Genomic DNA, 19784 nt, shown 5'->3' on the forward strand with positions numbered 1-19784 from the left:
GCTTTTCGGCTTGCTGCCGAGCCCTTGCACACCGTCGCTGCACGGGGCGATCACGCTTGGCCCTATTGGGCCACGAGCGCCGTGTTATTTACGCCATTGCATGTCGCTTTCGGCCTTGCGCTCCGCTCGGGCTTACCCTCATTATCGGCCCAACAACAAAATTCAATCCGGCCATACTGACCGGGCAAACCAGAGTGAGGAACACCAGGATGTCCAAGGAACTCGAATTTCTTAGCCGGCGCGTCGCCTCCGGCAAGCTGAACCGCCGCGACTTTCTTGGCCGCGCGGCAGCGCTGGGCGTTTCCGCCGCTTTCGCCAACACGCTGCTGGCCGACGCGGCGCGCGCGGCAGGCCCCGTCAAGGGCGGCACGCTCAAGGCCGGCCTGCAGGGCGGTGAATCGTCCAACGTGCTCGACCCGGCCCTCAACCTTTCCCAGGTGAACTTCTCGTTCGGCAAGTGCTGGGGCGAACTGCTGGTGGAACTCAACCCCGACGGCAGCCTCGAAAACCGCATCGCCGAAGAGATCGGCTCCTCGGCCGACGCCAAGACCTGGACGATGAAAATCCGCAAGGGCATCGAGTTCCACGACGGCAAGACGGTAAAGCCCGAAGACGTGGTGGCCACGCTCGAGCGCCACAGCGACGCGAAGTCGAAATCGGCCGCGCTCGGTATCCTGCAGGGCATCGACAGCATGAAGGTGGACGGCGACAACGTCGTCGTCGCGCTGAAGGACCCGAACGCCGACTTCCCCTACCTGATGGCCGACTATCATCTGGTCATCCAGCCGAACGGCGGCAAGGACAACCCCAATGCCGGCATCTCGGCCGGCCCCTACAAGGTGACCATCAACGAGCCGGGCGTGCGCTACGGCGGCGAGAAATTCGCCAACTACTGGCAGGGCGACAAGCTCGGCCATGCCGCGGAGGTCGAGATCGTCGTCATCAACGACGCGACGGCACGCACCTCCGCCCTGCAGGGCGGCCAGGTCAACATGATCAACCGCGTCGAGCCCAAGATCGTCGACCTGGTCAAGCGGGTCCCGGGGGTGACGATCCAGACGGTGTCGGGCCGCGGCTTCTACCCGTTCAACATGTTCTGCGACACCGCGCCCTTCGACAACAACGACCTTCGGATGGCGCTGAAGCTCGCCATGGACCGCGAGGAACTGCTCGACAAGATCCTGCGCGGCTATGGCGAGGTCGGCAACGACATGCCCGTCAACAAGGCCTATCCGCTGTTCTCCGACGACATCGAGCAGCGCAAGTTCGACCCCGAGAAGGCGGCGGAATTCTACAAGAAGTCCGGCCATTCCGGCTCGATCCTGCTGCGCACCTCCGACGTCGCCTTCCCCGGCGCGGTCGATGCAGCTCAGCTCTACCAGCAGAGCTGCGCCAAGGCCGGCATCAAGATCGAGATCAAGCGCGAGCCGGGCGACGGCTACTGGTCGGAAGTGTGGAACAAGCAGCCCTTCTCGCTTTCCTACTGGGGCGGGCGGCCGACGCAGGACCAGATGTATTCCACCGCCTACATCTCCAGCGCCGACTGGAACGACACCCGCTTCAAGAGCGAGAAGTTCGACAAGATGGTCATCGCCGCGCGCGGCGAACTGGACGAGGCCAAGCGCAAGCAGATGTACCGCGACATGGGCATCATGATGCGCGACGAAGGCGGGCTGATCGTGCCCTTCTTCAACCAGTATATCGACGCCTCCGGCAAGGGCGTGCAGGGCTGGGTCAGCAACCCGGCGCAGGAGATGTGCGGCGGCTATGCACTGGCGATGTGCTGGCTGGAAGCCTGAGCCGGCCTTGCGCTCATGTCTTCCCCCATCCTGAAACTCATAGCCCAGCGCGTTGCGCTGGGCGTCCTCCTGATGTTCGCCGTTTCGGTGCTGATTTTCGCCGGAACGCAGATCCTGCCCGGCGACGTCGCGCAATCCATCCTCGGCCAGGCGGCGACGCCTGAAGCGCTGGCCAACCTGCGTGCCGAACTCGGCCTCAACGATCCGGCCTATATCCGCTATTTCCGCTGGCTGGGCGGCGTCTTGACCGGCGACCTCGGCACGGCGCTTTCGAGCGGCCAGGATATTGCCAGCTCGATCGGCACGCGGCTGTGGAACACGCTGTTCCTCGCCTTCTGCGCGGCCATCATCTCGGTGCCGCTGGCGATCATCCTCGGCCTTCTCGCCGTGCGCTATCGCAACGGCTGGGTCGACAAGCTGATCTCCGGGCTGGCGCTGGCCTCCACTTCGTTTCCCGAATTCTTCATCGGCTACCTGCTCGTCTATTTCTTCGCCGTGAAGTGGCAGATCTTCCCCGGCATCTCCACCGTCTACGAGGGCATGCCGTTCCTCGACAGGCTGGAGGCGATCGCGCTGCCGACCGCCGCGCTGACCCTGGTGGTGCTGGCGCAGATGATGCGCATGACGCGCGCCGCCATCCTCAACCTGATGCAGTCGGCCTTCGTCGAGACCGCCGAGTTGAAGGGCCTGTCGGCCTTCGCCATCATCCGCAAGCACGCCTTGCCCAACGCGGTGGCGCCGATCGTCAACGTGGTGATGCTCAACCTCGCCTACCTGATCGTCGGCGTCGTCGTCATCGAGGTGATCTTCGTCTATCCCGGCATGGGCCAGTACCTGGTCGACCATGTCGCCAAGCGCGACGTGCCGGTCGTGCAGGCCGTGGGGCTGATTTTCGCTGCCGTCTACATCACGCTCAACATCGTCGCGGACATAGCGTCAATCGTCGCCAATCCGCGCCTCAGGCATCCGAAATAGGGGCGGCGAACGTGCTCGACCTGAAGAACATTCCCCTTCCCGCCCTGCTCGGCATGATCTTTACCGTGCTGTTCCTGATCGCGGCCATCTTCGCGCCCTGGATTGCGCCCTACGGCAACGGCGAGATCGTCGGCGACGTCTGGCAGCCGATGTCGTCGCAGTTCTGGTTCGGCACTGACAATCTCGGCCGGGACCTTCTTTCGCGCATGATCTTCGGCGCGCGCACCACTATCTTCATCGCCGTGCTGGCCACCGCGCTGTCGTTCACGCTGGGCTCGACGCTCGGCTTCTGCGCCGCCGTGCTCGGCGGCTGGTTCGACACCGGCATGTCGCGCCTGGTCGACCTCCTGATGGCGATCCCGACGCTGATCCTCGCACTGGTGGTGCTGTCGGTGCTGCCCTCGACGCTGGTGACGCTTATCCTGGTCATGGGCATACTGGACTCCACGCGCGTCTACCGGTTGTCGCGCGCGATCGCGGTCGATATCGAGGTCATGGATTTCGTCGAGGCGGCCAAGCTGCGCGGCGAAGGCATGCGCTGGATCATCTTTCGCGAGATCCTGCCCAACGCGCTGTCGCCGCTGATTTCCGAACTCGGCCTGCGCTTCATCTACGCCATCCTGTTCCTGTCGGCGCTGTCCTTCCTCGGGCTCGGCGTGCAGCCGCCGGACGCCGACTGGGGCGGCATGGTCAAGGAGAACAAGGACGGCATCGTCTTCGGCATCGGTGCTGCCCTCATTCCGGCGGCGGCGATCGCCGTCCTCGCCATCTCCGTCAATCTCGTCGCCGACTGGATTCTCAATCGCACGACCAGCCTGAAGGGAGGGCGCGGATGATGGCCGACCCGAAGACCGCGCCCCTGAAGAAGCCCGGCATCCTCCTCGACATCCGCAACCTGCGCATCGAGGCAACGGTCTACCCGCCCGGCGAGCCGCCGAAAGACATCGTCATCGTCCACGACGTGTCGCTGACGCTGGAGAAGGGCAAGGTGCTCGGCCTGATCGGCGAATCGGGCGCCGGCAAGTCCACCATCGGCCTGTCGTCGATGGGCTATGGGCGCGGCGGCGTGCGCATCACCGGCGGCGAGGTCATCCTCAACGGCCGCGACATTTTGAAGGGCGGCAAGGACGGCCTGCGCAAGCTGCGCGGGCGCGAGGTCTGCTACGTCGCTCAGTCGGCGGCGGCGGCCTTCAACCCGGCGCACCGGCTGATGGACCAGGTGGTGGAAGCCACGCTGCTGCACGGCCGGGCGACGCGCGCGGAAGCCGAGAAGCGCGCCGTCAAGCTGTTCAAGGCGCTCAGCTTGCCCGACCCCGAGCATATCGGCGAGCGTTTCCCGCACCAGGTGTCGGGCGGCCAGTTGCAGCGCGTGATGACGGCGATGGCGCTCTGCTCCGAGCCGGACCTGATCGTGTTCGACGAGCCGACCACCGCGCTCGACGTGACCACGCAGATCGACGTGCTGGCGGCGATCAAGCACGCGATCCGCGAGACTGGCGTCGCGGCGCTCTACATCACCCACGACCTCGCCGTCGTCGCCCAGGTGTCGGACGAGATCATGGTGCTGCGCCATGGCCGGCTGGTCGAGTGGGGCGGAACCCGCCAGATCATCAAGGAACCGCGGCAGGACTACACCAACGCGCTGGTCTCGGTGCACGAGATCGAGCACGAGGAGAAGAAGCCTGGCACCGCGCCCTTCCTGTCGGTCAAGAACGTCACGGCCGCCTATGGTGGCGGCGCCGTCAAGGTGCTGAAGAACGTCTCGGTCGACATCTATCCCGGCCAGACGCTGGCCGTGGTCGGCGAATCCGGCTCCGGCAAGTCGACGCTGGCGCGCGCCGTCACCGGGCTCCTGCCGCCGGAGGAAGGCAGCGTCACCTTCGACGGACGCCCGCTCGCCAGGCGCATGCGCGACCGGCCGAAGGAAGACCTGCGCCAGTTGCAGATGATCTACCAGATGGCGGACGTCGCCATGAACCCGCGCCAGACGGTCGGCACCATCATCGGCCGGCCGCTGGAGTTCTACTTCGGCATGCGGGGGCGCGAGCGCGACGCCCGCGTCATCGAATTGCTCGACAAGATCGAGATGGGCAAGGGCTTCATCGACCGCTATCCGGCCGAGCTGTCGGGCGGCCAGAAGCAGCGTGTCTGCATCGCCCGCTCGCTGGCGGCCAAACCCAAGCTGATCATTTGCGACGAGGTGACCTCGGCGCTCGATCCGTTGGTTGCCAACGGCATCCTGAAACTGCTGCTCGAGTTGCAGGCCGAGGAGAACGTCGCCTACCTGTTCATCACCCACGATCTCGCGACGGTGCGCTCGATCGCCGATTCAATCGCGGTGATGTATCGCGGCGAAGTGGTGCGCTACGGTTCGAAGTCGAAGGTGCTGGCGCCGCCCTTCGACGCCTATACCGACCTTCTGTTGTCCTCGGTTCCGGAAATGGAACTGGGCTGGCTGGAAAAGGCGATCAAGGGCCGGCGTATGGAAAGCGCCGGAAACTAGAGCGGGTCCGGACACGGACCCGTTTGGCACTCCTGCCGGTCTATCCCGGCAGCCATCACGCATGCGGCCCGCGGGAAGGCGTCACATGCGTATGACATTGACGCGGTAGGGACATCTGCATCGCAGACGAATCCTTGCCCACAAAGGGGGAAAGCCATGACCAACGAACTCGACCATCTCGCGCGGCTCGCCGGCAAGGGCCGGATAACGCGCCGCGACTTCCTCGGCCGCGCCGCGGCCCTGGGCGTCTCGGCAGCGCTTGCGGGAACGCTCGCCGAGCGCGCCTTCGCGCAGACGCCGGTCAGGGGCGGCATCATCAAGGCAGGGTTGCAGGGCGGCGAATCGACCAACAGCCTCGACCCGGCGCTGAACCTTTCCCAGGTGACCTTTTCCTTCTGCAAGCAATGGGGCGAGTTCATCGTGCGGCTGACCGCCGACGGCGGGCTGGAAAACAGGATCGCCGAGGAAATCGGCGCTTCGGCGGACGCCAAGACCTGGACCATCAAGGTCCGCGACGGGATCGAGTTCCATAATGGCAAGACGGTGACGGCCGAGGACGTGGCGGCGACGATCGAGCGCCATGCCGACGAGAAATCCAAGTCCGGCGCGCTCGGCATCCTGCGCAACATCAAGGGAATCAAGGCCAGCGGCAACGAGGTGATCTGCACCCTGGCGGATGCCGACGCCGACTTCCCCTACCTGATGGCGGACTACCATCTCGTCGTCCAGCCGAACGGCGGCAAGGACGACCCCAATGCCGGCATCAGCGCCGGCCCCTACAAGGTCGCCGTGAACCAGCCCGGCGTGCGCCATGGCGGCGAGCGATTTGCCAATTACTGGCGTGGCGACAAGGCGGGCCATGCCGACCAGGTCGAGATCGTCGTCATCAACGACGCCACCGCCCGGCTCGCCGCGCTGCAGGGCGGCCAGGTGCACATGATCAACCGCGTCGAGCCCAAGATCGTCGACCTGGTCAAGCGGGTGCCCGGCGTCAGCATCGAGAACGTGCCCGGCAAGGGTTTTTATCCGTTCAACATGTTCTGCGACACCGCGCCGTTCGACAATCATGACCTCAGGATGGCGCTGAAGCTCGCCATGGACCGCGAGGAGATGCTGGAAAAGATCCTGCGCGGCTACGGCGCGGTCGGTAACGATTTCCCGATCAACAAGGCCTACCCGCTGTTTTCCGACGATGTCGAGCAGCGCAAGTTCGACCCCGAGAAGGCGGCCGAACTCTACAAGAAATCCGGCCATTCCGGCTCGATCCTGCTGCGCACCTCGGACGTCGCCTTCCCCGGCGCGGTGGACGCCGCGCAACTCTACCAGCAGAGCTGCGCCAAGGCCGGCATCAAGATCGAGATCAAGCGCGAGCCGGGCGACGGCTACTGGTCGGAAGTGTGGAACAAGCAGCCCTTCGCACTCTCCTATTGGGGCGGGCGCGCCACCCAGGACCAGATGTATTCGACCGGCTACATCTCGACGGCGGACTGGAACGACACCCGCTTCAAGAACGAAAAATTCGACAAGATGCTGTTTTCGGCCCGCGCCGAACTGGATCAGGACAAGCGCAAGGCGATCTACCGGGACATGGCCGTGCTGATCCGCGACGAGGGCGGCCTGATCGTGCCGTTCTTCAACGAGTTCATCGATGCCGCTGCTACCGACAAGGTCGGCGGCTTCGTGAAGAACCCACAGGGCGAAATGATGGACGGCTACGCGCTCAACGAGTGCTGGCTTTCCGCCTGATCGTTCGCCTCCAGACCAACCAGGCGGGGTGAGCCTTCACTCCGCCTGTTTCATGCGAGTCCAGAATGCCGCTTTCCTCGAAACTTCTCCTCATCATCCTCGACGGCGTTCCGTGGCGGAACTGGCGGCGGCTGTTCGGCAATCTCGAAGGCTGGGTGCAGTCCGGCGAGGCGCAGGTGTGGAGAATGCGCTCGGTGCTGCCCTCTACCTCGGCCTGCTGCTACGCCTCGATCCATACCGGCGTGTCGCCGCAGGTACACGGCATCCGCTCCAACGAGGATCGCTTTCGCGTCACCCAGCCCGACATCTTCTCGCAGGTCAGCAGGGCCGGCGGCAAGACCGGGGCGGTGACGCATTCCTACTGGTCGGAATTCTTCAACCGCTTCCCGTTCGATCTCGTCGACGACATGGAATATGACGAACCGGGCGGCCCGATCACGCATGGCCGCTTCCACACCATGACCGGCTACAACGCGCGCAACCAGATGACGCCGAGCGACGTCGACCTGTTCGCCACGCTGACCATGCTGACGAAGCGCTTTTCCATCGACTACGGCATCCTGCATACCTGCACGCTGGACTCGATGGGCCACCGCTTCGGCCACGACTGCGGCGAGATGGACCACGCCTGCTACGCCATGGACGGCATGCTGGCGGCCTTCCTGCCGCGCTGGCGCGAGGCCGGCTACGAGGTGATCGTCACCGCCGACCATGGCCAGACCGACCGCGGCCACCATGGCGGGCACGAGGATTTGCAGCAGGATTTCGCCCTGTATTATTTCGGCCCGGCGAAAGGCCCGGCGAGCGATACCTTGCTCGACCAGTTGCAACTGGCGCCGACGGTGCTCAACCGGCTGGGCGCCCCTGTGGCCGAAACGATGCGGGCGCGGCCGTTCCTGGATTGAGCCATCCCACGGCGATGGCGAACGCCGAATAAAAATAGAGAGCAGCGGGACGTGCCCGCCGCTCTGTGGTAATTTCCAAATCCGCCTTTTTTCAAGGGCGTATCGGAAGAGGGTGGAAACGGATCACCGTTTCCTGCCGCTGCTTAGTCGCCCCAGCGGGAACGATGATCCTGGGCAGCCTGCTCAGGCGCAGCCTGATGGTTGATATACACCTGCGAGCCCGTCGAAACCGACGAGGTGTAGGTGCTGTCGACGCTAGCCGGAGGCGGGTTCTGGCCGGCAGCATCAACACGGTAGTTCGAGGCAAAAGCGCTGCCAGCGGCAACGAGGAGAGCAGCAGTGGTAAGAGCAATGGTCTTCATTTTAAAACACTCCAGATAAACTGTCTTTCGTCTGTCCGGCAAACGGCGTGTCTTGGGAGGAAAGCGCGTCGTTCGGACAGACCCGATGTGGGGGAGGCCCCGCGCACTTTCCAGTCACGAAGTTTTTCCGCCTGGACCAAGAATCAACCGGTTGAAATCGCATTTTCACAACCTAGCGCCACAATTTTTCCGAGCGTTTTCAATCGATTATAAAAATACTGGAACAATGGCCGGCAAAGGTTTCCGCGCCAGCGTTCACACCGTCTTGTACACATCGTCAACCGGAAGAACCCTAAACCGGCAAAAGATCGGTTGGCTTTCGCAAAGGCGGTCAGGGAATCAGTCGCCGGCCTGCAAGTAGCCGGCCGCGATCTCGCGCATGCGCGGGCGGGAAAAGCTCGGGCCATGGCCGCCGTGGCCGATGCGGATCGGCAGATCGAGCAGGCGCAGCATGGTGCGCCGGTAGGCGGCACGGTCGGAATCCGGCAGGTCGTCGAGCAGCGTGTCGTCGTAGACGGCATCGCCGCTGAAAAAGGTGCCGTCCTTTTCGTCGAACAGGCCGATCGAATCCGGCGAATGGCCGGGAAGGTGCAGCACCGTGAAGCTGCGGTCGCCGAGATCGACGCGGTCGCCTTCGGCGAGAACGCGCGTCAGCGGCGCCGGTTCGATGCGATAGCCGGCGGCTTTCCATCCGTGCCGGGGCAGCCGCGATACAGCGCCTTCCAGCGTCCTGAACTCGTCGGCATAGGTCGCCGCATCGCCCATGCGGACGAATTCCCCGGCGCTCTGGACCGGGCCGGCGCGCAGCGCAAACTCGTGCAGCGAGCCGACATGGTCGAGGTGGATATGGGTGGCGACGGCGAGCAGCGGCTTACCCGCCGGCGCATCGATCTCCGGCGCCAGCGGGCAGATACCCATGCCGGTATCGACCAGGAGATCGATGTCGCTTCCGCGCACATGCCAGATATTGGCGCGCATATATTCGTGCACGAACGGCTCGGTCAGCATCGTCGTCGTGGCATCGACCACGGTCTTGCTGAACCAGCCGCTCATGCCGCGCACAGCCTCAGACGAACGGCTTGCCGACCTTGTATTTCTCCGGCACCAGCCGCTTCAGGTAGGCCATGCCCTTTTCGGACAGCTGGTTGGCGTCGGGCTGCATGAAATCGTCGGGCATGTGGCGGGTCTTGCCGGCGACGCTCGCCAGCGGCACCTTTTTCAGCACCGTCTTGTCGCCGTCATAGGTGACCGCGACAGATCCGCCGCCCTCGCCCGCCACGGTGACGGCGAAGGCGCCGGCATCGAAGGCCTCGCGGGCGTCCACGGCATTGATCGCGCCGACATAGCCGCGCGGCATATAGCCCAGCGCATCGACGCGCGCCCGCTTGCCGGGCAGGCCCTCGGCCAGCGCGTGCTCGAGCGCGGCGGTCAGGTCGCTGCCCGACAGCTTGACGTTGCCGTGCTGGTCGCGTTCCAGTTTCTCCGGCGGCACCAGGCTTTCCACCAGCGCCTTGCCGTCGGCGGTGGAGACGCCTTCCGAAACGGCGACGATGCAGCGCTTGTGGCGGTCGAGCGTGGAGCGCACGTCCTCGATGAAGCGCTCGGTCGAGAAGGCCCGCTCCGGCACGTAAATCAGATGCGGGCCGCTGTCGCCGTCGAGCCGCCAGGCGGCCGAGGCGGCGGTGAGGAAGCCCGCATGACGGCCCATGACGATGGCGACATAGATGCCGGGCAAGGCGCGGAAATCGAGGTCCACCGACAGGAATGCGCCGGCGACGAACTCGGCCGCCGAGATGAAGCCCGGCACATGGTCGTTCTCGACAAGGTCGTTGTCGATGGTCTTGGGCGCATGCACGAAGGCGATCTTGCCGTCGGCAGCGTCGGTCAGGATCTGCTGCGTGCCCGAAGTGTCGTTGCCGCCGATATAGATGAAGGCATCGGCGCCGACTTTTTGCAGGCCCTTCAGAACCAGTTCGCAATAGGCGGCGTCCGGCTTGTCGCGGGTGGAGCCGAGGGCGGCGCTCGGCGTGCCGGCGATCAGGCGAAGCTGCTCTTCGGGAATGGCCGACAGGTCGACATAATTGCCGTCGCGGATGCCGCGCACGCCGTGGATCGAGCCGAGCACCTTGGCCCCCGGATGCTTCCTGCGCACTTCCAGCGCTGCGCCGACCATGGTCTGGTTGATGACGGCAGTGGGGCCGCCGCCCTGCGCGATGACGAAGGTTCCGGACATTTCGTTCCTCCAAACGGTCGATTGACGCGTGCCTTACAGGCGCTTGCCTGTCTTTGGCATCGCACACCCGGGGAGGCAAGAGGCGAGCGGCGATCAGACAGGGCTATCGCATATGGAATTTTCTCTATTCTGGCCGGCGTGATACCCCACCCCTAACCCCTCCCCACAAGGGGGAGGGAGACGCCGACGCCACCGTTTCAGCCAAAATCGGCATGATCGATGCGTTGTAGCAATGCCGCAAAGTCCCCCTCCCCCTTGTGGGGAGGGGTTAGGGGTGGGGGTCGGCGACGGTCGAGGAAACTCCATATGCGATAGTCTTGGACGATCAGGCGACCAGAACCGGGTTTCTCTTGGACACGCGGCTGTAGAGATCGATGATATCCTGGTTGATCAGCCGCACGCAGCCCGACGACATCGCCTGGCCGATCGACCACCATTCCGGCGAGCCATGGATGCGGTAGCCGGTATCCCGGCCGTCCTGGAACAGGTAGAGCGCCCGCGCGCCGAGCGGATTGTCCAGCCCGCCGGGCTGGCCGCCCTTCCATTTCACCAGTTCCGGCTTGCGCTGGATCATTTCCGGCGGCGGCGTCCAGGTCGGCCATTCGCGGCCATATTGCACATTGGCGCGGCCCGACCAGCGGAAGCCGTCGCGGCCGATGCCGACGCCGTAGCGGATGGCCTCGCCGCCCTGCTGCACCAGGTAGAGATGCCGCTCCTGCAGCCGGATGACGATGGTGCCGGGCGCCTCGCCGGTGGGGTCGACGACGATCTGGCGGCGGAATTCCGGCTTGACCTTCAGGTAAGGCACCGCCGGCACGACGAAGCCGCCATCGGTCAGCCCGGCATACATGACGTCCGGGCTGGTGATATGCTTGTCGACGCTGATGCTCGGCCGGACCGGGCGAATCGAGCCGGTGCTCATCGTGTCGAGCTCGAAGGCCGACGACATGTCGCCCATGCTGGTGCAGCCGCTGACGGCCAGCACCGCCGTCGCTCCGGCCCCGGACAGGACGGCGCGACGGGACAGCACCATCTGCGCCGGCTCGCTGCTTTCGGGGGAAACCTGATGGGGCGGCCACTCACGCATGTACGAAACCTTATGCTGAGGGCGCTGAAGCATGATCCCGCCCGACGAGGCATTTTCGGCAATCATGGTTGACAAAGCGTGAACATGCCGCGCGACCGCAACCGCAGATAGAGTGGCTGGTCGAGGCTCTTTACATCTTCGCCGCGCTGGCGCTTCCTTCCCGTCCCACTGCGAAAGAGACGAGCATGACGTTTGAGACCTGGATCGCTTTCTGCGCTGCTTCCGCCGTCCTTCTGGTCATTCCCGGCCCGACCATCCTGCTGGTCGTCTCCTACGCGCTCGGACAGGGCCTGCGCACCGCGCTGCCCATGGCCGCCGGCGTGGCGCTGGGCGACTTCACGGCCATGACCTTGTCGATGCTGGGCGTCGGCGCGCTGCTGGCGGCTTCGGCCACCGTGTTCACCGCGCTCAAGCTGGTCGGCGCGGCCTACCTGATCTATCTCGGGGCCAAGCTGTTTCGCGCCGGCGGCACGCTGCGGGCGGAGCCGCGCACGGACACCGCGTCGGCCGCAAGGATGATGGCGCACGCCTGGCTGGTCACCGCGCTCAACCCGAAGAGCATCACCTTCTTCGTCGCCTTCCTGCCGCAGTTCCTCGACCGCCATGCGGATTTCTGGACCCAGATGCTGATCTTCGAGGCGACGTTCCTCGCCCTCGCCTTCGCCAACGCACTCGGCTACGCGCTGGTGGCGGCCCGCGCGCGCCGGCTTGTCGGCAACGAGAAGGCGATCCGCCTGTTCAACCGCACCGGCGGCACGCTTCTGGTGGGCGCGGGCGTCGCCACCGTCGCGCTGCGCTCCGGCAGCTGACGAAACTGGCCGGACCAGAATTTTTGCGAGGTACGAAAAAAATCGCCCTCGACCCGTTCCCAGCGCCGGCATTTTGCTGTTAGATGCCGGCTCAGGCGCTGAAACGGGGAGGAAGGAACCATGTATCTCGGCCTCGATCTCGGCACATCCGGCGTCAAGGCGCTGCTGATCGACGACGACCAGAACGCGGTCGCCAGCGGCCATGCCGCGCTCGACGTGTCGCGCCCCCACCATGGCTGGTCGGAGCAGGACCCGGCGTACTGGCTCAAGGCCTGCGATGAAGCCATCGGCGAACTGAAGGCGAGCCATCCGAAGGAACTCGCGGCGGTCAAGGGCATCGGCCTTAGCGGCCAGATGCATGGCGCGACGCTGCTCGACGACGCCGACAAGGTGCTGCGTCCCTGCATCCTGTGGAACGATACGCGCAACCATGCCGAGGCGGCGCAACTCGACGCCGACCCGCGCTTTCGCGCCATCACCGGCAACATCGTCTTTCCCGGCTTCACCGCGCCCAAGCTTCTGTGGGTGAGGAACAACGAGGCAGCCGTCTTCGCCAAAACGGCCAGGGTGCTGCTGCCCAAGGATTTCTTGCGGCTGTGGCTTTCCGGCGAACATATTTCGGAAATGTCGGACGCGGCCGGCACTTCCTGGCTCGATACCGGAAAACGGCGCTGGTCGCCCCAGTTGCTGGCAGCGACCTCGCTCGATGAAAGCCATATGCCCTCGCTGGTCGAAGGCACCGAACAGGCGGGCGGGCTGCGCGCCGAACTCGCCTCGGGCTGGGGCATGAAGGCCGGCATCCCGATCGCCGGAGGGGCCGGTGACAATGCGGCGTCCGCCTGCGGCATGGGCACGGTCGGCGAAGGCCACGCCTTCGTTTCGCTCGGCACGTCCGGCGTGCTGTTCGCCGCCAATGCCGCCTACCTGCCGAACCCCGAAAGCGCGGTGCACACCTTCTGCCATGCCCTGCCCGCCACCTGGCACCAGATGGGCGTCATCCTGTCGGCCACCGATTCGCTCAACTGGCTGTCGCAGATCACCGGCAAGAGCGCAGGCGAACTGACCGACGAACTCGGCGAGGCGCTGAAGGCGCCGGCCGGCGTCACCTTCCTGCCCTATCTTTCGGGAGAGCGTACGCCCTACAACGATTCCGCCATTCGCGGTTCCTTCACCGGGATCGGCCACGAATCGGATCGCCCTGCCCTGACGCAAGCCGTGCTGGAGGGCGTCGCCTTCGCCTTCCGCGACAGTCTCGAGGCGCTGGCCAAGGCCGGCACCACGCTTTCGCGCGTGACCGCCCTCGGCGGCGGCTCGCGCTCGCGCTACTGGCTGAAGGCCATCGCCACGGCGCTCCAGATCCCGGTCGACCTTCCGGCCGACGGCGACTTCGGGGCCGCCTTCGGCGCCGCCCGCCTCGGCCTCATCGCGGCCACGGGCGCCGATCCGGCCAGCGTCTGCACCGCGCCCGCCACCGACGCCACCATCGAGCCGGACCAGCGCCTCGGCGATGCGTTCGAGCAAGCCTACCAGCGCTACCGCGCGCTTTATCCCGCCATCAAAAATGCCTGTCGATAAGGCTCCCGTACCCCCACCCCTAACCCCTCCCCACAAGGGGAAGGGGAACTGGTTGCGTATCGCCCGTTCCCGGTCCGGCTGGGAGCAGCCTGTACGCCCGGGATTCCCCTCCCCCTTGTGGGGAGGGGTCAGGGGTGGGGGGGTAAGTCCACGCCACTCACCAAGGAGTATGCATCATGACCACCGGATTTTTCGGCGACATCAAGCCGGCGCGATATGAGGGGCCGGATTCGACCAATCCGCTCGCCTACCGCTACTACAACAAGGACGAGATCGTCGCCGGCAAGCGCATGGAGGACCATCTGCGCTTCGCCGTCGCCTATTGGCACTCCTTCGCCTGGCCGGGCGGCGACCCGTTCGGTGGCCAGACCTTCGACCGGCCGTGGTTCCCCAAGGCCGGCGGCGTCGACACGATGGAACTGGCGAAACTGAAGGCCGACGTCGCCTTCGAGATGTTCACCGCGCTCGACGCGCCCTATTTCTGCTTCCACGACGCCGATGTGCGGCCTGAGGGCGCGACCCTCTCCGAAAGCGCTGCCCGCCTCGACGAGATCGCCGATTATATCGGTGCCAAGATGGAAAAGACCGGCACCAAGCTGCTTTGGGGCACGGCGAACCTGTTTTCCAACCGCCGCTTCATGGCGGGTGCGGCGACCAATCCCGACCCGGATGTCTTCGCCTACTCGGCCGCCACGGTGAAGGCCTGCATGGACGCCACCCAACGGCTCGGCGGCGAGAACTACGTTCTGTGGGGCGGTCGCGAAGGCTACGAAACGCTGCTCAACACCGATCTGAGGCAGGAACAGGAGCAGGCCGGCCGCTTCCTGTCGATGGTCATCGACTACAAGCACAGAATAGGTTTCAAGGGCACGATCCTGATCGAGCCGAAGCCGCAGGAGCCGACCAAGCACCAATACGACTACGACGTCGCCACCGTCTACGGATTCCTGAAGAAGTTCGGGCTGGAGAAGGAGGTGAAGCTCAACATCGAGCAGGGCCACGCCATCCTCGCCGGCCATTCCTTCGAGCACGAACTGGCGCTGGCCAACGCGCTCGGCGTGTTCGGCTCCATCGACATGAACCGCAACGACTACCAGTCCGGCTGGGATACCGACCAGTTCCCCAACAACGTGCCGGAAATGGCGCTCGCCTATTATTACGTGCTGCAAGGCGGCGGCTTCACCACCGGCGGCACCAATTTCGACGCCAAGCTGCGCCGGCAGTCACTCGACCCGCAGGACCTTCTGATCGGCCATATCGGCGCCTTCGACTGCTGCGCGCGCGGCCTCAAGGCGGCGGCCAAGATGATCGAGGACAAGGCGCTGTCCGGCCCGCTCGCCGAGCGCTATGCCGGCTGGAAATCGGCCGAGGCGCAGGCGATGCTTTCGGGCAAGCGGACGCTGGAGGAGATCGCCCAGCGCGTCGTTGCCGAAAAGATCGAGCCGCAGCCGAAGTCGGGCCGGCAGGAATATCTGGAAAACATCGTCAACCGCTACGTGTGAACGCCGACGGAATCGTCTTTCCGCAACGCAGGCGCGTGGGACAAAAATTTGCCCCACGCGCCATTCAATCGCCCCGCTCTTGCCTTCATGAAGCCGTCACGCGTCACCTATATTCTGGCCATGCAACGAGCCGGAAGAAAGGAGGCGAACCGATGCATCACGAACGCGAAATCGACGCCCTGCTCTCGACGAGCGAGGCCGGATCGATTTTTGACCGCCTGATGGCCATGCCCCGCACCGACGAGACGGCCACGCAGGCGAACGAATGGGATCGCGCCGTGGCCAGCCGATTCCAGACGCATCTCGTCAAGCAGATGCGCTCCGTCATCGACAATGGCGGCTGCCAGCAGAACGCCGCCTGAACCGGGCTGCGTCCCCTCTCCTCACCCACGCCGCAACCTGACCGGCGCTTCACCGAAAGCCTTGGAAAAGGCCCGCGAAAACCCCGCGGCGGACGAAAATCCCGTCCGCCCGGCAATGTCGGCCATGGCGATGCGCGTATCGAGCACCAGTCGCCGAGCGGCACTCAGGCGCAGCCTCAGATAATAGGCGCCGGGCGTCTCGCCGATCGAGCCGCGAAAGACGGTCTCCAGCGTGCGGGCGGTAACGCCCGTGCGCCGGGCAATGGCGGCGATGGTGAGCGGCTGGTCGATATGCGCTTCCATGAGCCGCACCGCTTGCGCCAGCCGCGGATCGTAGCCGTCGAGCCGGCCGAGCGACACCAGCGGCTGGGCGTCGGTCGCCGCGCGCGCCTGGTCGTAGATGAACACGCTCGCCACATCGAGCGCCACCGCCATGCCGAGCCGCGCGCGGATCAGGTGCAGCATGAGGTCGAAGGTCGGCACGGCGCCGCCCGACGTGAAGACCGGCCCGTCGATGACATAGCGGTCCGGGCGCACGTCCACCCCCGGAAAGGCCGCCGAAAAGTCCTCCATGTCCTCCCAATGCGTGGTGGCCGCCCTGCCCTCCAGCAGGCCGGCGCGCGCCACCAGCCAGGTGCCCGCCTCGACGCCGCCGCAGGCGCGGGCCGTGCGCGCGGCGCGGCGCAGGCCGGCAAGCAGGGCCGAGGTGGCATAGTTCTGCGTGCCGAAGCCGGCCACGACGGCAAGCATGTCGGTGGGTTCGGCCGCGTCGAAGGCCCCGCTGACCGCGACCGGCAGGCCGCAGGTGGTGACCGGCGCCTCGCCGGTCATCGACACCAGCCTGAAATCGAACAGTTTCTCGCCGGCGATGCGGTTGGCTGCCCTGAGCGGATCGACGGCGGAGGCCACGCACATGATCGAGGCCCCCGAGAACACCAGCAGCGTCACCTTGAGCGGCGTGTGCTCGGTACGAAAGATCGTCGGCTTTTCGTTTCGCGTCATAGGCTCTTCGTAAATCGCAAAGCATGACTTCGCAAGCGGCGCGATGATCCCGCCACGATCCAAATCGAGATGGGAGGAAACCATGCCGCTGGCCATGAATCGCGAGGTCTTCATCACCTGTGCCGTCACCGGCTCTGGCGGCACTCAGGACCGCAGCCCGCACGTGCCGCGCTCGCCCAAGCAGATCGCCGATTCGGCGATCGAGGCCGCCAAGGCGGGCGCCGCCGTCGTGCACTGCCATGTGCGCGACCCGGAAACCGGCAAGCCGCGCCGCGACGTTTCCCTCTACCGCGAGGTCACCGACCGCATCCGCGCCGCCAATGTCGACGTGGTGCTGAACCTCACCGCCGGCATGGGCGGCGACATGGTGTTCGGCTCCACCGAAAGCCCGCTGCCGCTCAACGAAAAGGGCACCGACATGGCCGGGGCCGCCGAGCGCGTCGAGCATGTGCGCCAGTGCCTGCCCGAAATCTGCACGCTCGACTGCGGCACGATGAACTTCAACGAAGCCGACTACGTCATGACCAACACGCCCGGCATGCTGCGCGCCATGGGCGGCATGATGACGGAAATGGGCGTCAAGCCGGAGATCGAAGCCTTCGACACCGGCCACCTGTGGTTCGCCAAGGAACTGGTCAAGGAAGGCGTCTTGAAGTCCGACGCGCTGGTGCAGCTGTGCATGGGCGTACCGTGGGGCGCGCCCGACGACCTCAACACCTTCATGGCGATGGTCAACAACGTGCCGTCCGACTGGACGTGGTCGGCCTTCTCGCTCGGCCGCAACCAGATGGCCTATGCGGCGGCGGCGGTTCTGGCCGGCGGCAATGTCCGCGTCGGGCTGGAAGACAATCTGTGGCTCGACAAGGGCGTGCTTGCCACCAACGCGCAGCTGGTCGAACGCGCCGTCACCATCGTTTCCAACATGGGCGCACGCGTGATCGGACCGGAAGAGGTGCGCAAGAAGCTCGGCCTGACCAAGCGCGCGCCGGTCGCGGCGTAGGCGCAGAAGGGGGAGGAGCAAGGATGGAAACCGTCAAGTTTACCGCCATGAAGGACGGCGACCGCGAGGACTACGCCTTCCTGACCGAACACGAGACAGAGTTCGCCGCCAAGACCGGCGAGCGCCTGCTCGACGCGCTGGTGAAGCTCGACCAAGGCCTGTCCGGCTACAAGATCACGCGGCTCGGGCATTCGCTGCAGGCGGCCACGCGCGCCTGGCGCGACGGCGCCGACATCGACTGGATCGTCAGTGCCCTTCTGCACGACATCGGCGACATCTACGCGCCCTACAACCACGACGAATATGCCGCCGCGATCCTGAAGCCGTTCATACGCGAGCAATGCACCTGGGTGGTGGAAAAGCACGGAGACTTCCAGCGCCTCTATTACGCCCACCACGTAGGCGGAAACCAGCATGCGCGCGACAAGTTTGCCGGCCATGCCTATTACGACGACTGCGATCTGTTCTGCGAACGCTGGGACCAGACGAGCTTCGACCCCGACTACGACACGCTGCCGATCGAATTCTTCGCGCCCTTCGCGCTCGAAGTGTTTGCACGCAAGGCCTACGACCCGGCGGTGATCCGCGCGGGCGTGCGCGTGCCGCTCACCGATCCGGAAACAGCCAAACAGAGAAGCGGAGCTTCGGCATGACCCTCATCACCAAGGCAGCCACCATCGGCGGTGGCGTCATCGGCGCCGGCTGGGCCGCGCGCCTTCTTCTCAACGGCATCGACGTCTCCATCTTCGACCCGGACCCGGAGGCCTCGCGCAAGGTCGCCGAGGTCATGAAGGGCGCGCGCCGCGCCTACAAGCAGATGGCCACCGCCGGCCTGCCCAAGGAAGGCAAGCTCACTTTCGCCAAGTCCATCGCCGAGGCGGTGTCCGACGCCGATTTCATCCAGGAAAGCGTGCCCGAGCGGCTCGACCTCAAGCACAAGGTGCTGGCCGAGATCGACCTGCATGCGCCCGCCAACGCCATCATCGGCTCCTCCACCTCGGGCATCAAGCCGTCGGACATGCAGGTGGCGATGACCAAGCACCCCGAGCGGCTGGTGGTCGGCCACCCGTTCAACCCGGTCTATCTCCTGCCGATCGTCGAGGTCGTCGGCGGCGCGCAGACCTATCCGGAGGCGATCGAGGTCGCCAAGGAAATGTACGCCTCCATCGGCATGAAGCCGGTGATGATCCGCAAGGAGATCGAGGCCTTCGTCGGCGACCGCCTGCTGGAAGCGGCATGGCGCGAGGCGCTGTGGCTGATCAAGGACGGCATCTGCTCGGTCGAGGAACTGGACGACATCATGCGCTACGGCTTCGGCCTGCGCTGGGCGCAGATGGGCATGTTCCAGGTCTACCGCGTCGCCGGCGGCGAGGCCGGCATGCGCCACTTCATGGCGCAGTTCGGGCCGTGCCTGAAATGGCCGTGGACCAAGCTGATGGACGTGCCGGAGTTCAACGACGAACTGGTCGACCTGATCGCCACGCAGTCGGACGAGCAGTCCGACAAGTGGTCGATCCGCGAACTGGAAAGAATCCGCGACGAAAACCTCGTCGGCATCATGGACGTGCTTTCCCGGACCAACAAGGGCAAGGGCTGGGGCGCCGGCGCGCTGCACAAGGACTATGTGAAGCAGCTCGGCAAGCTGGCGGCCAGGAAGGAACTGTCCAAGGCCGCCGCGAAGGCCAAGGCGGAAAAGCCGAAGAAAAAGGCGGCACCCGTCAAGGCAAGGAAGAAATGAAAAGCACGCCGGCCCATTTCACCCCCACCCCTGGCCCCTCCCCACAAGGGGGAGGGGAATCTCGTTGAGGCTTTTCTACAAGCCGGTTGGCGCTGGCCCCAAGATGGCAGCGCCGATGAAATCCCCCTCCCCCTTGTGGGGAGGGGTTAGGGGTGGGGGTGCCCCGCGTAACCATTCAGAGGCGTC

Annotated in this window: 18 protein-coding genes; 13 read left to right on the forward strand and 5 right to left on the reverse strand. The window is 65.3% G+C overall.

The genetic code is table 11. From position 1 onward, the window contains the following. Positions 1-209 precede the first annotated feature (209 nt). The 6 genes from ACFOHJ_RS21485 (at position 210) to ACFOHJ_RS21510 (ending at position 7928) form a co-directional block, all read left to right on the forward strand. Entirely contained in the window at positions 210-1799 is a 1590-nt protein-coding gene (locus tag ACFOHJ_RS21485) for an ABC transporter substrate-binding protein (RefSeq protein WP_378224577.1), read from the forward strand. A gap of 15 nt (positions 1800-1814) precedes the next feature. After that, positions 1815-2774: an ABC transporter permease gene (locus ACFOHJ_RS21490; protein ID WP_378224580.1), complete on the forward strand. Its 960-nt coding sequence runs from the start codon at positions 1815-1817 to the stop codon at positions 2772-2774. Positions 2775-2785: 11 nt separating this feature from the next. After that, complete coding sequence (locus tag ACFOHJ_RS21495; protein ID WP_378224583.1) at positions 2786-3610, forward strand: ABC transporter permease; 825 nt, start codon at positions 2786-2788, stop codon at positions 3608-3610. Beyond that, a complete protein-coding gene (locus ACFOHJ_RS21500; RefSeq protein WP_378224737.1) occupies positions 3610-5277 on the forward strand; it encodes an ABC transporter ATP-binding protein in 1668 nt (555 codons plus the stop codon). Before ACFOHJ_RS21495 ends, ACFOHJ_RS21500 begins: the two co-directional genes overlap by 1 nt. Before the next feature lie 156 nt (positions 5278-5433). After that, positions 5434-7023, forward strand: coding sequence for an ABC transporter substrate-binding protein (locus tag ACFOHJ_RS21505; protein WP_378224585.1), 1590 nt, complete (start codon positions 5434-5436; stop codon positions 7021-7023). Between the two features lie 65 nt (positions 7024-7088). Next, complete coding sequence (locus tag ACFOHJ_RS21510; RefSeq protein ID WP_378224588.1) at positions 7089-7928, forward strand: alkaline phosphatase family protein; 840 nt, start codon at positions 7089-7091, stop codon at positions 7926-7928. A gap of 143 nt (positions 7929-8071) precedes the next feature. Here the strand turns inward: ACFOHJ_RS21510 and ACFOHJ_RS21515 are convergent, their stop codons facing one another. From ACFOHJ_RS21515 to ACFOHJ_RS21530, 4 genes are all read right to left on the reverse strand, one after another. After that, positions 8072-8290, reverse strand: a complete 219-nt coding sequence (locus tag ACFOHJ_RS21515; RefSeq protein WP_378224589.1) for a hypothetical protein — start codon at positions 8288-8290, stop codon at positions 8072-8074. 339 nt (positions 8291-8629) lie between these two features. Continuing rightward, entirely contained in the window at positions 8630-9343 is a 714-nt protein-coding gene (locus tag ACFOHJ_RS21520; RefSeq protein WP_378224591.1) for an MBL fold metallo-hydrolase, read from the reverse strand. A gap of 13 nt (positions 9344-9356) precedes the next feature. Then, positions 9357-10523, reverse strand: coding sequence for a diphosphate--fructose-6-phosphate 1-phosphotransferase (locus tag ACFOHJ_RS21525; RefSeq protein WP_378224594.1), 1167 nt, complete (start codon positions 10521-10523; stop codon positions 9357-9359). A 325-nt stretch (positions 10524-10848) separates the two neighbouring features. Continuing rightward, positions 10849-11610 (reverse strand): L,D-transpeptidase, encoded by a 762-nt coding sequence (locus tag ACFOHJ_RS21530; protein WP_378224597.1) that lies wholly within the window; start codon positions 11608-11610, stop codon positions 10849-10851. Between the two features lie 185 nt (positions 11611-11795). On the opposite strand from ACFOHJ_RS21530, the gene ACFOHJ_RS21535 reads away from it, so the two are divergent. From ACFOHJ_RS21535 to ACFOHJ_RS21550, 4 genes are all read left to right on the forward strand, one after another. After that, a complete protein-coding gene (locus tag ACFOHJ_RS21535; RefSeq protein ID WP_378224598.1) occupies positions 11796-12419 on the forward strand; it encodes a LysE family translocator in 624 nt (207 codons plus the stop codon). A 120-nt stretch (positions 12420-12539) separates the two neighbouring features. Further along, a complete protein-coding gene (xylB, locus tag ACFOHJ_RS21540; RefSeq protein ID WP_378224600.1) occupies positions 12540-13994 on the forward strand; it encodes a xylulokinase in 1455 nt (484 codons plus the stop codon). Positions 13995-14170: 176 nt separating this feature from the next. Then, positions 14171-15496 carry a xylose isomerase gene (gene xylA / locus ACFOHJ_RS21545; RefSeq protein ID WP_378224603.1) on the forward strand — a complete coding sequence of 442 codons (1326 nt, stop codon included), beginning with the start codon at positions 14171-14173 and terminating at the stop codon, positions 15494-15496. 152 nt (positions 15497-15648) lie between these two features. Further along, on the forward strand, positions 15649-15858 hold the full coding sequence (locus ACFOHJ_RS21550) for a hypothetical protein (protein ID WP_378224606.1): 210 nt from the start codon (positions 15649-15651) through the stop codon (positions 15856-15858). Positions 15859-15879: 21 nt separating this feature from the next. Here ACFOHJ_RS21550 and ACFOHJ_RS21555 read toward each other — a convergent pair whose 3' ends face one another. After that, entirely contained in the window at positions 15880-16860 is a 981-nt protein-coding gene (locus ACFOHJ_RS21555) for a GlxA family transcriptional regulator (protein WP_378224607.1), read from the reverse strand. A gap of 82 nt (positions 16861-16942) precedes the next feature. Between ACFOHJ_RS21555 and ACFOHJ_RS21560 the strand changes: the two genes are divergently transcribed. The 3 genes from ACFOHJ_RS21560 to ACFOHJ_RS21570 are packed head-to-tail and all read left to right on the forward strand — an operon-like array spanning position 16943 to position 19598. Continuing rightward, positions 16943-17860 (forward strand): BKACE family enzyme, encoded by a 918-nt coding sequence (locus ACFOHJ_RS21560; RefSeq protein WP_378224609.1) that lies wholly within the window; start codon positions 16943-16945, stop codon positions 17858-17860. 23 nt (positions 17861-17883) lie between these two features. Then, on the forward strand, positions 17884-18513 hold the full coding sequence (locus ACFOHJ_RS21565; RefSeq protein WP_378224611.1) for an HD domain-containing protein: 630 nt from the start codon (positions 17884-17886) through the stop codon (positions 18511-18513). Next, entirely contained in the window at positions 18510-19598 is a 1089-nt protein-coding gene (locus ACFOHJ_RS21570) for a 3-hydroxyacyl-CoA dehydrogenase NAD-binding domain-containing protein (protein WP_378224614.1), read from the forward strand. Before ACFOHJ_RS21565 ends, ACFOHJ_RS21570 begins: the two co-directional genes overlap by 4 nt. Positions 19599-19784: the final 186 nt, after the last annotated feature.

Source organism: Aquamicrobium soli (assembly GCF_042646345.1).
GTDB lineage: Bacteria > Pseudomonadota > Alphaproteobacteria > Rhizobiales > Rhizobiaceae > Mesorhizobium > Mesorhizobium soli_A.

Bases quoted from the DNA above. Each gene is read 5' to 3' on its own strand.
- ACFOHJ_RS21515 (WP_378224589.1), bottom strand. From the start codon at position 8,290: ATGAAGACCATTGCTCTTACCACTGCTGCTCTCCTCGTTGCCGCTGGC.
- ACFOHJ_RS21510 (WP_378224588.1), top strand. From the start codon at position 7,089: ATGCCGCTTTCCTCGAAACTTCTCCTCATCATCCTCGACGGCGTTCCG.
- ACFOHJ_RS21560 (WP_378224609.1), top strand. From the start codon at position 16,943: ATGCCGCTGGCCATGAATCGCGAGGTCTTCATCACCTGTGCCGTCACC.
- ACFOHJ_RS21505 (WP_378224585.1), top strand. From the start codon at position 5,434: ATGACCAACGAACTCGACCATCTCGCGCGGCTCGCCGGCAAGGGCCGG.
- ACFOHJ_RS21490 (WP_378224580.1), top strand. From the start codon at position 1,815: ATGTCTTCCCCCATCCTGAAACTCATAGCCCAGCGCGTTGCGCTGGGC.
- ACFOHJ_RS21485 (WP_378224577.1), top strand. From the start codon at position 210: ATGTCCAAGGAACTCGAATTTCTTAGCCGGCGCGTCGCCTCCGGCAAG.
- ACFOHJ_RS21525 (WP_378224594.1), bottom strand. From the start codon at position 10,523: ATGTCCGGAACCTTCGTCATCGCGCAGGGCGGCGGCCCCACTGCCGTC.
- ACFOHJ_RS21555 (WP_378224607.1), bottom strand. From the start codon at position 16,860: ATGACGCGAAACGAAAAGCCGACGATCTTTCGTACCGAGCACACGCCG.
- ACFOHJ_RS21520 (WP_378224591.1), bottom strand. From the start codon at position 9,343: ATGAGCGGCTGGTTCAGCAAGACCGTGGTCGATGCCACGACGACGATG.
- ACFOHJ_RS21535 (WP_378224598.1), top strand. From the start codon at position 11,796: ATGACGTTTGAGACCTGGATCGCTTTCTGCGCTGCTTCCGCCGTCCTT.
- xylB (WP_378224600.1), top strand. From the start codon at position 12,540: ATGTATCTCGGCCTCGATCTCGGCACATCCGGCGTCAAGGCGCTGCTG.
- ACFOHJ_RS21530 (WP_378224597.1), bottom strand. From the start codon at position 11,610: ATGCGTGAGTGGCCGCCCCATCAGGTTTCCCCCGAAAGCAGCGAGCCG.
- xylA (WP_378224603.1), top strand. From the start codon at position 14,171: ATGACCACCGGATTTTTCGGCGACATCAAGCCGGCGCGATATGAGGGG.
- ACFOHJ_RS21570 (WP_378224614.1), top strand. From the start codon at position 18,510: ATGACCCTCATCACCAAGGCAGCCACCATCGGCGGTGGCGTCATCGGC.
- ACFOHJ_RS21550 (WP_378224606.1), top strand. From the start codon at position 15,649: ATGCATCACGAACGCGAAATCGACGCCCTGCTCTCGACGAGCGAGGCC.
- ACFOHJ_RS21565 (WP_378224611.1), top strand. From the start codon at position 17,884: ATGGAAACCGTCAAGTTTACCGCCATGAAGGACGGCGACCGCGAGGAC.
- ACFOHJ_RS21500 (WP_378224737.1), top strand. From the start codon at position 3,610: ATGGCCGACCCGAAGACCGCGCCCCTGAAGAAGCCCGGCATCCTCCTC.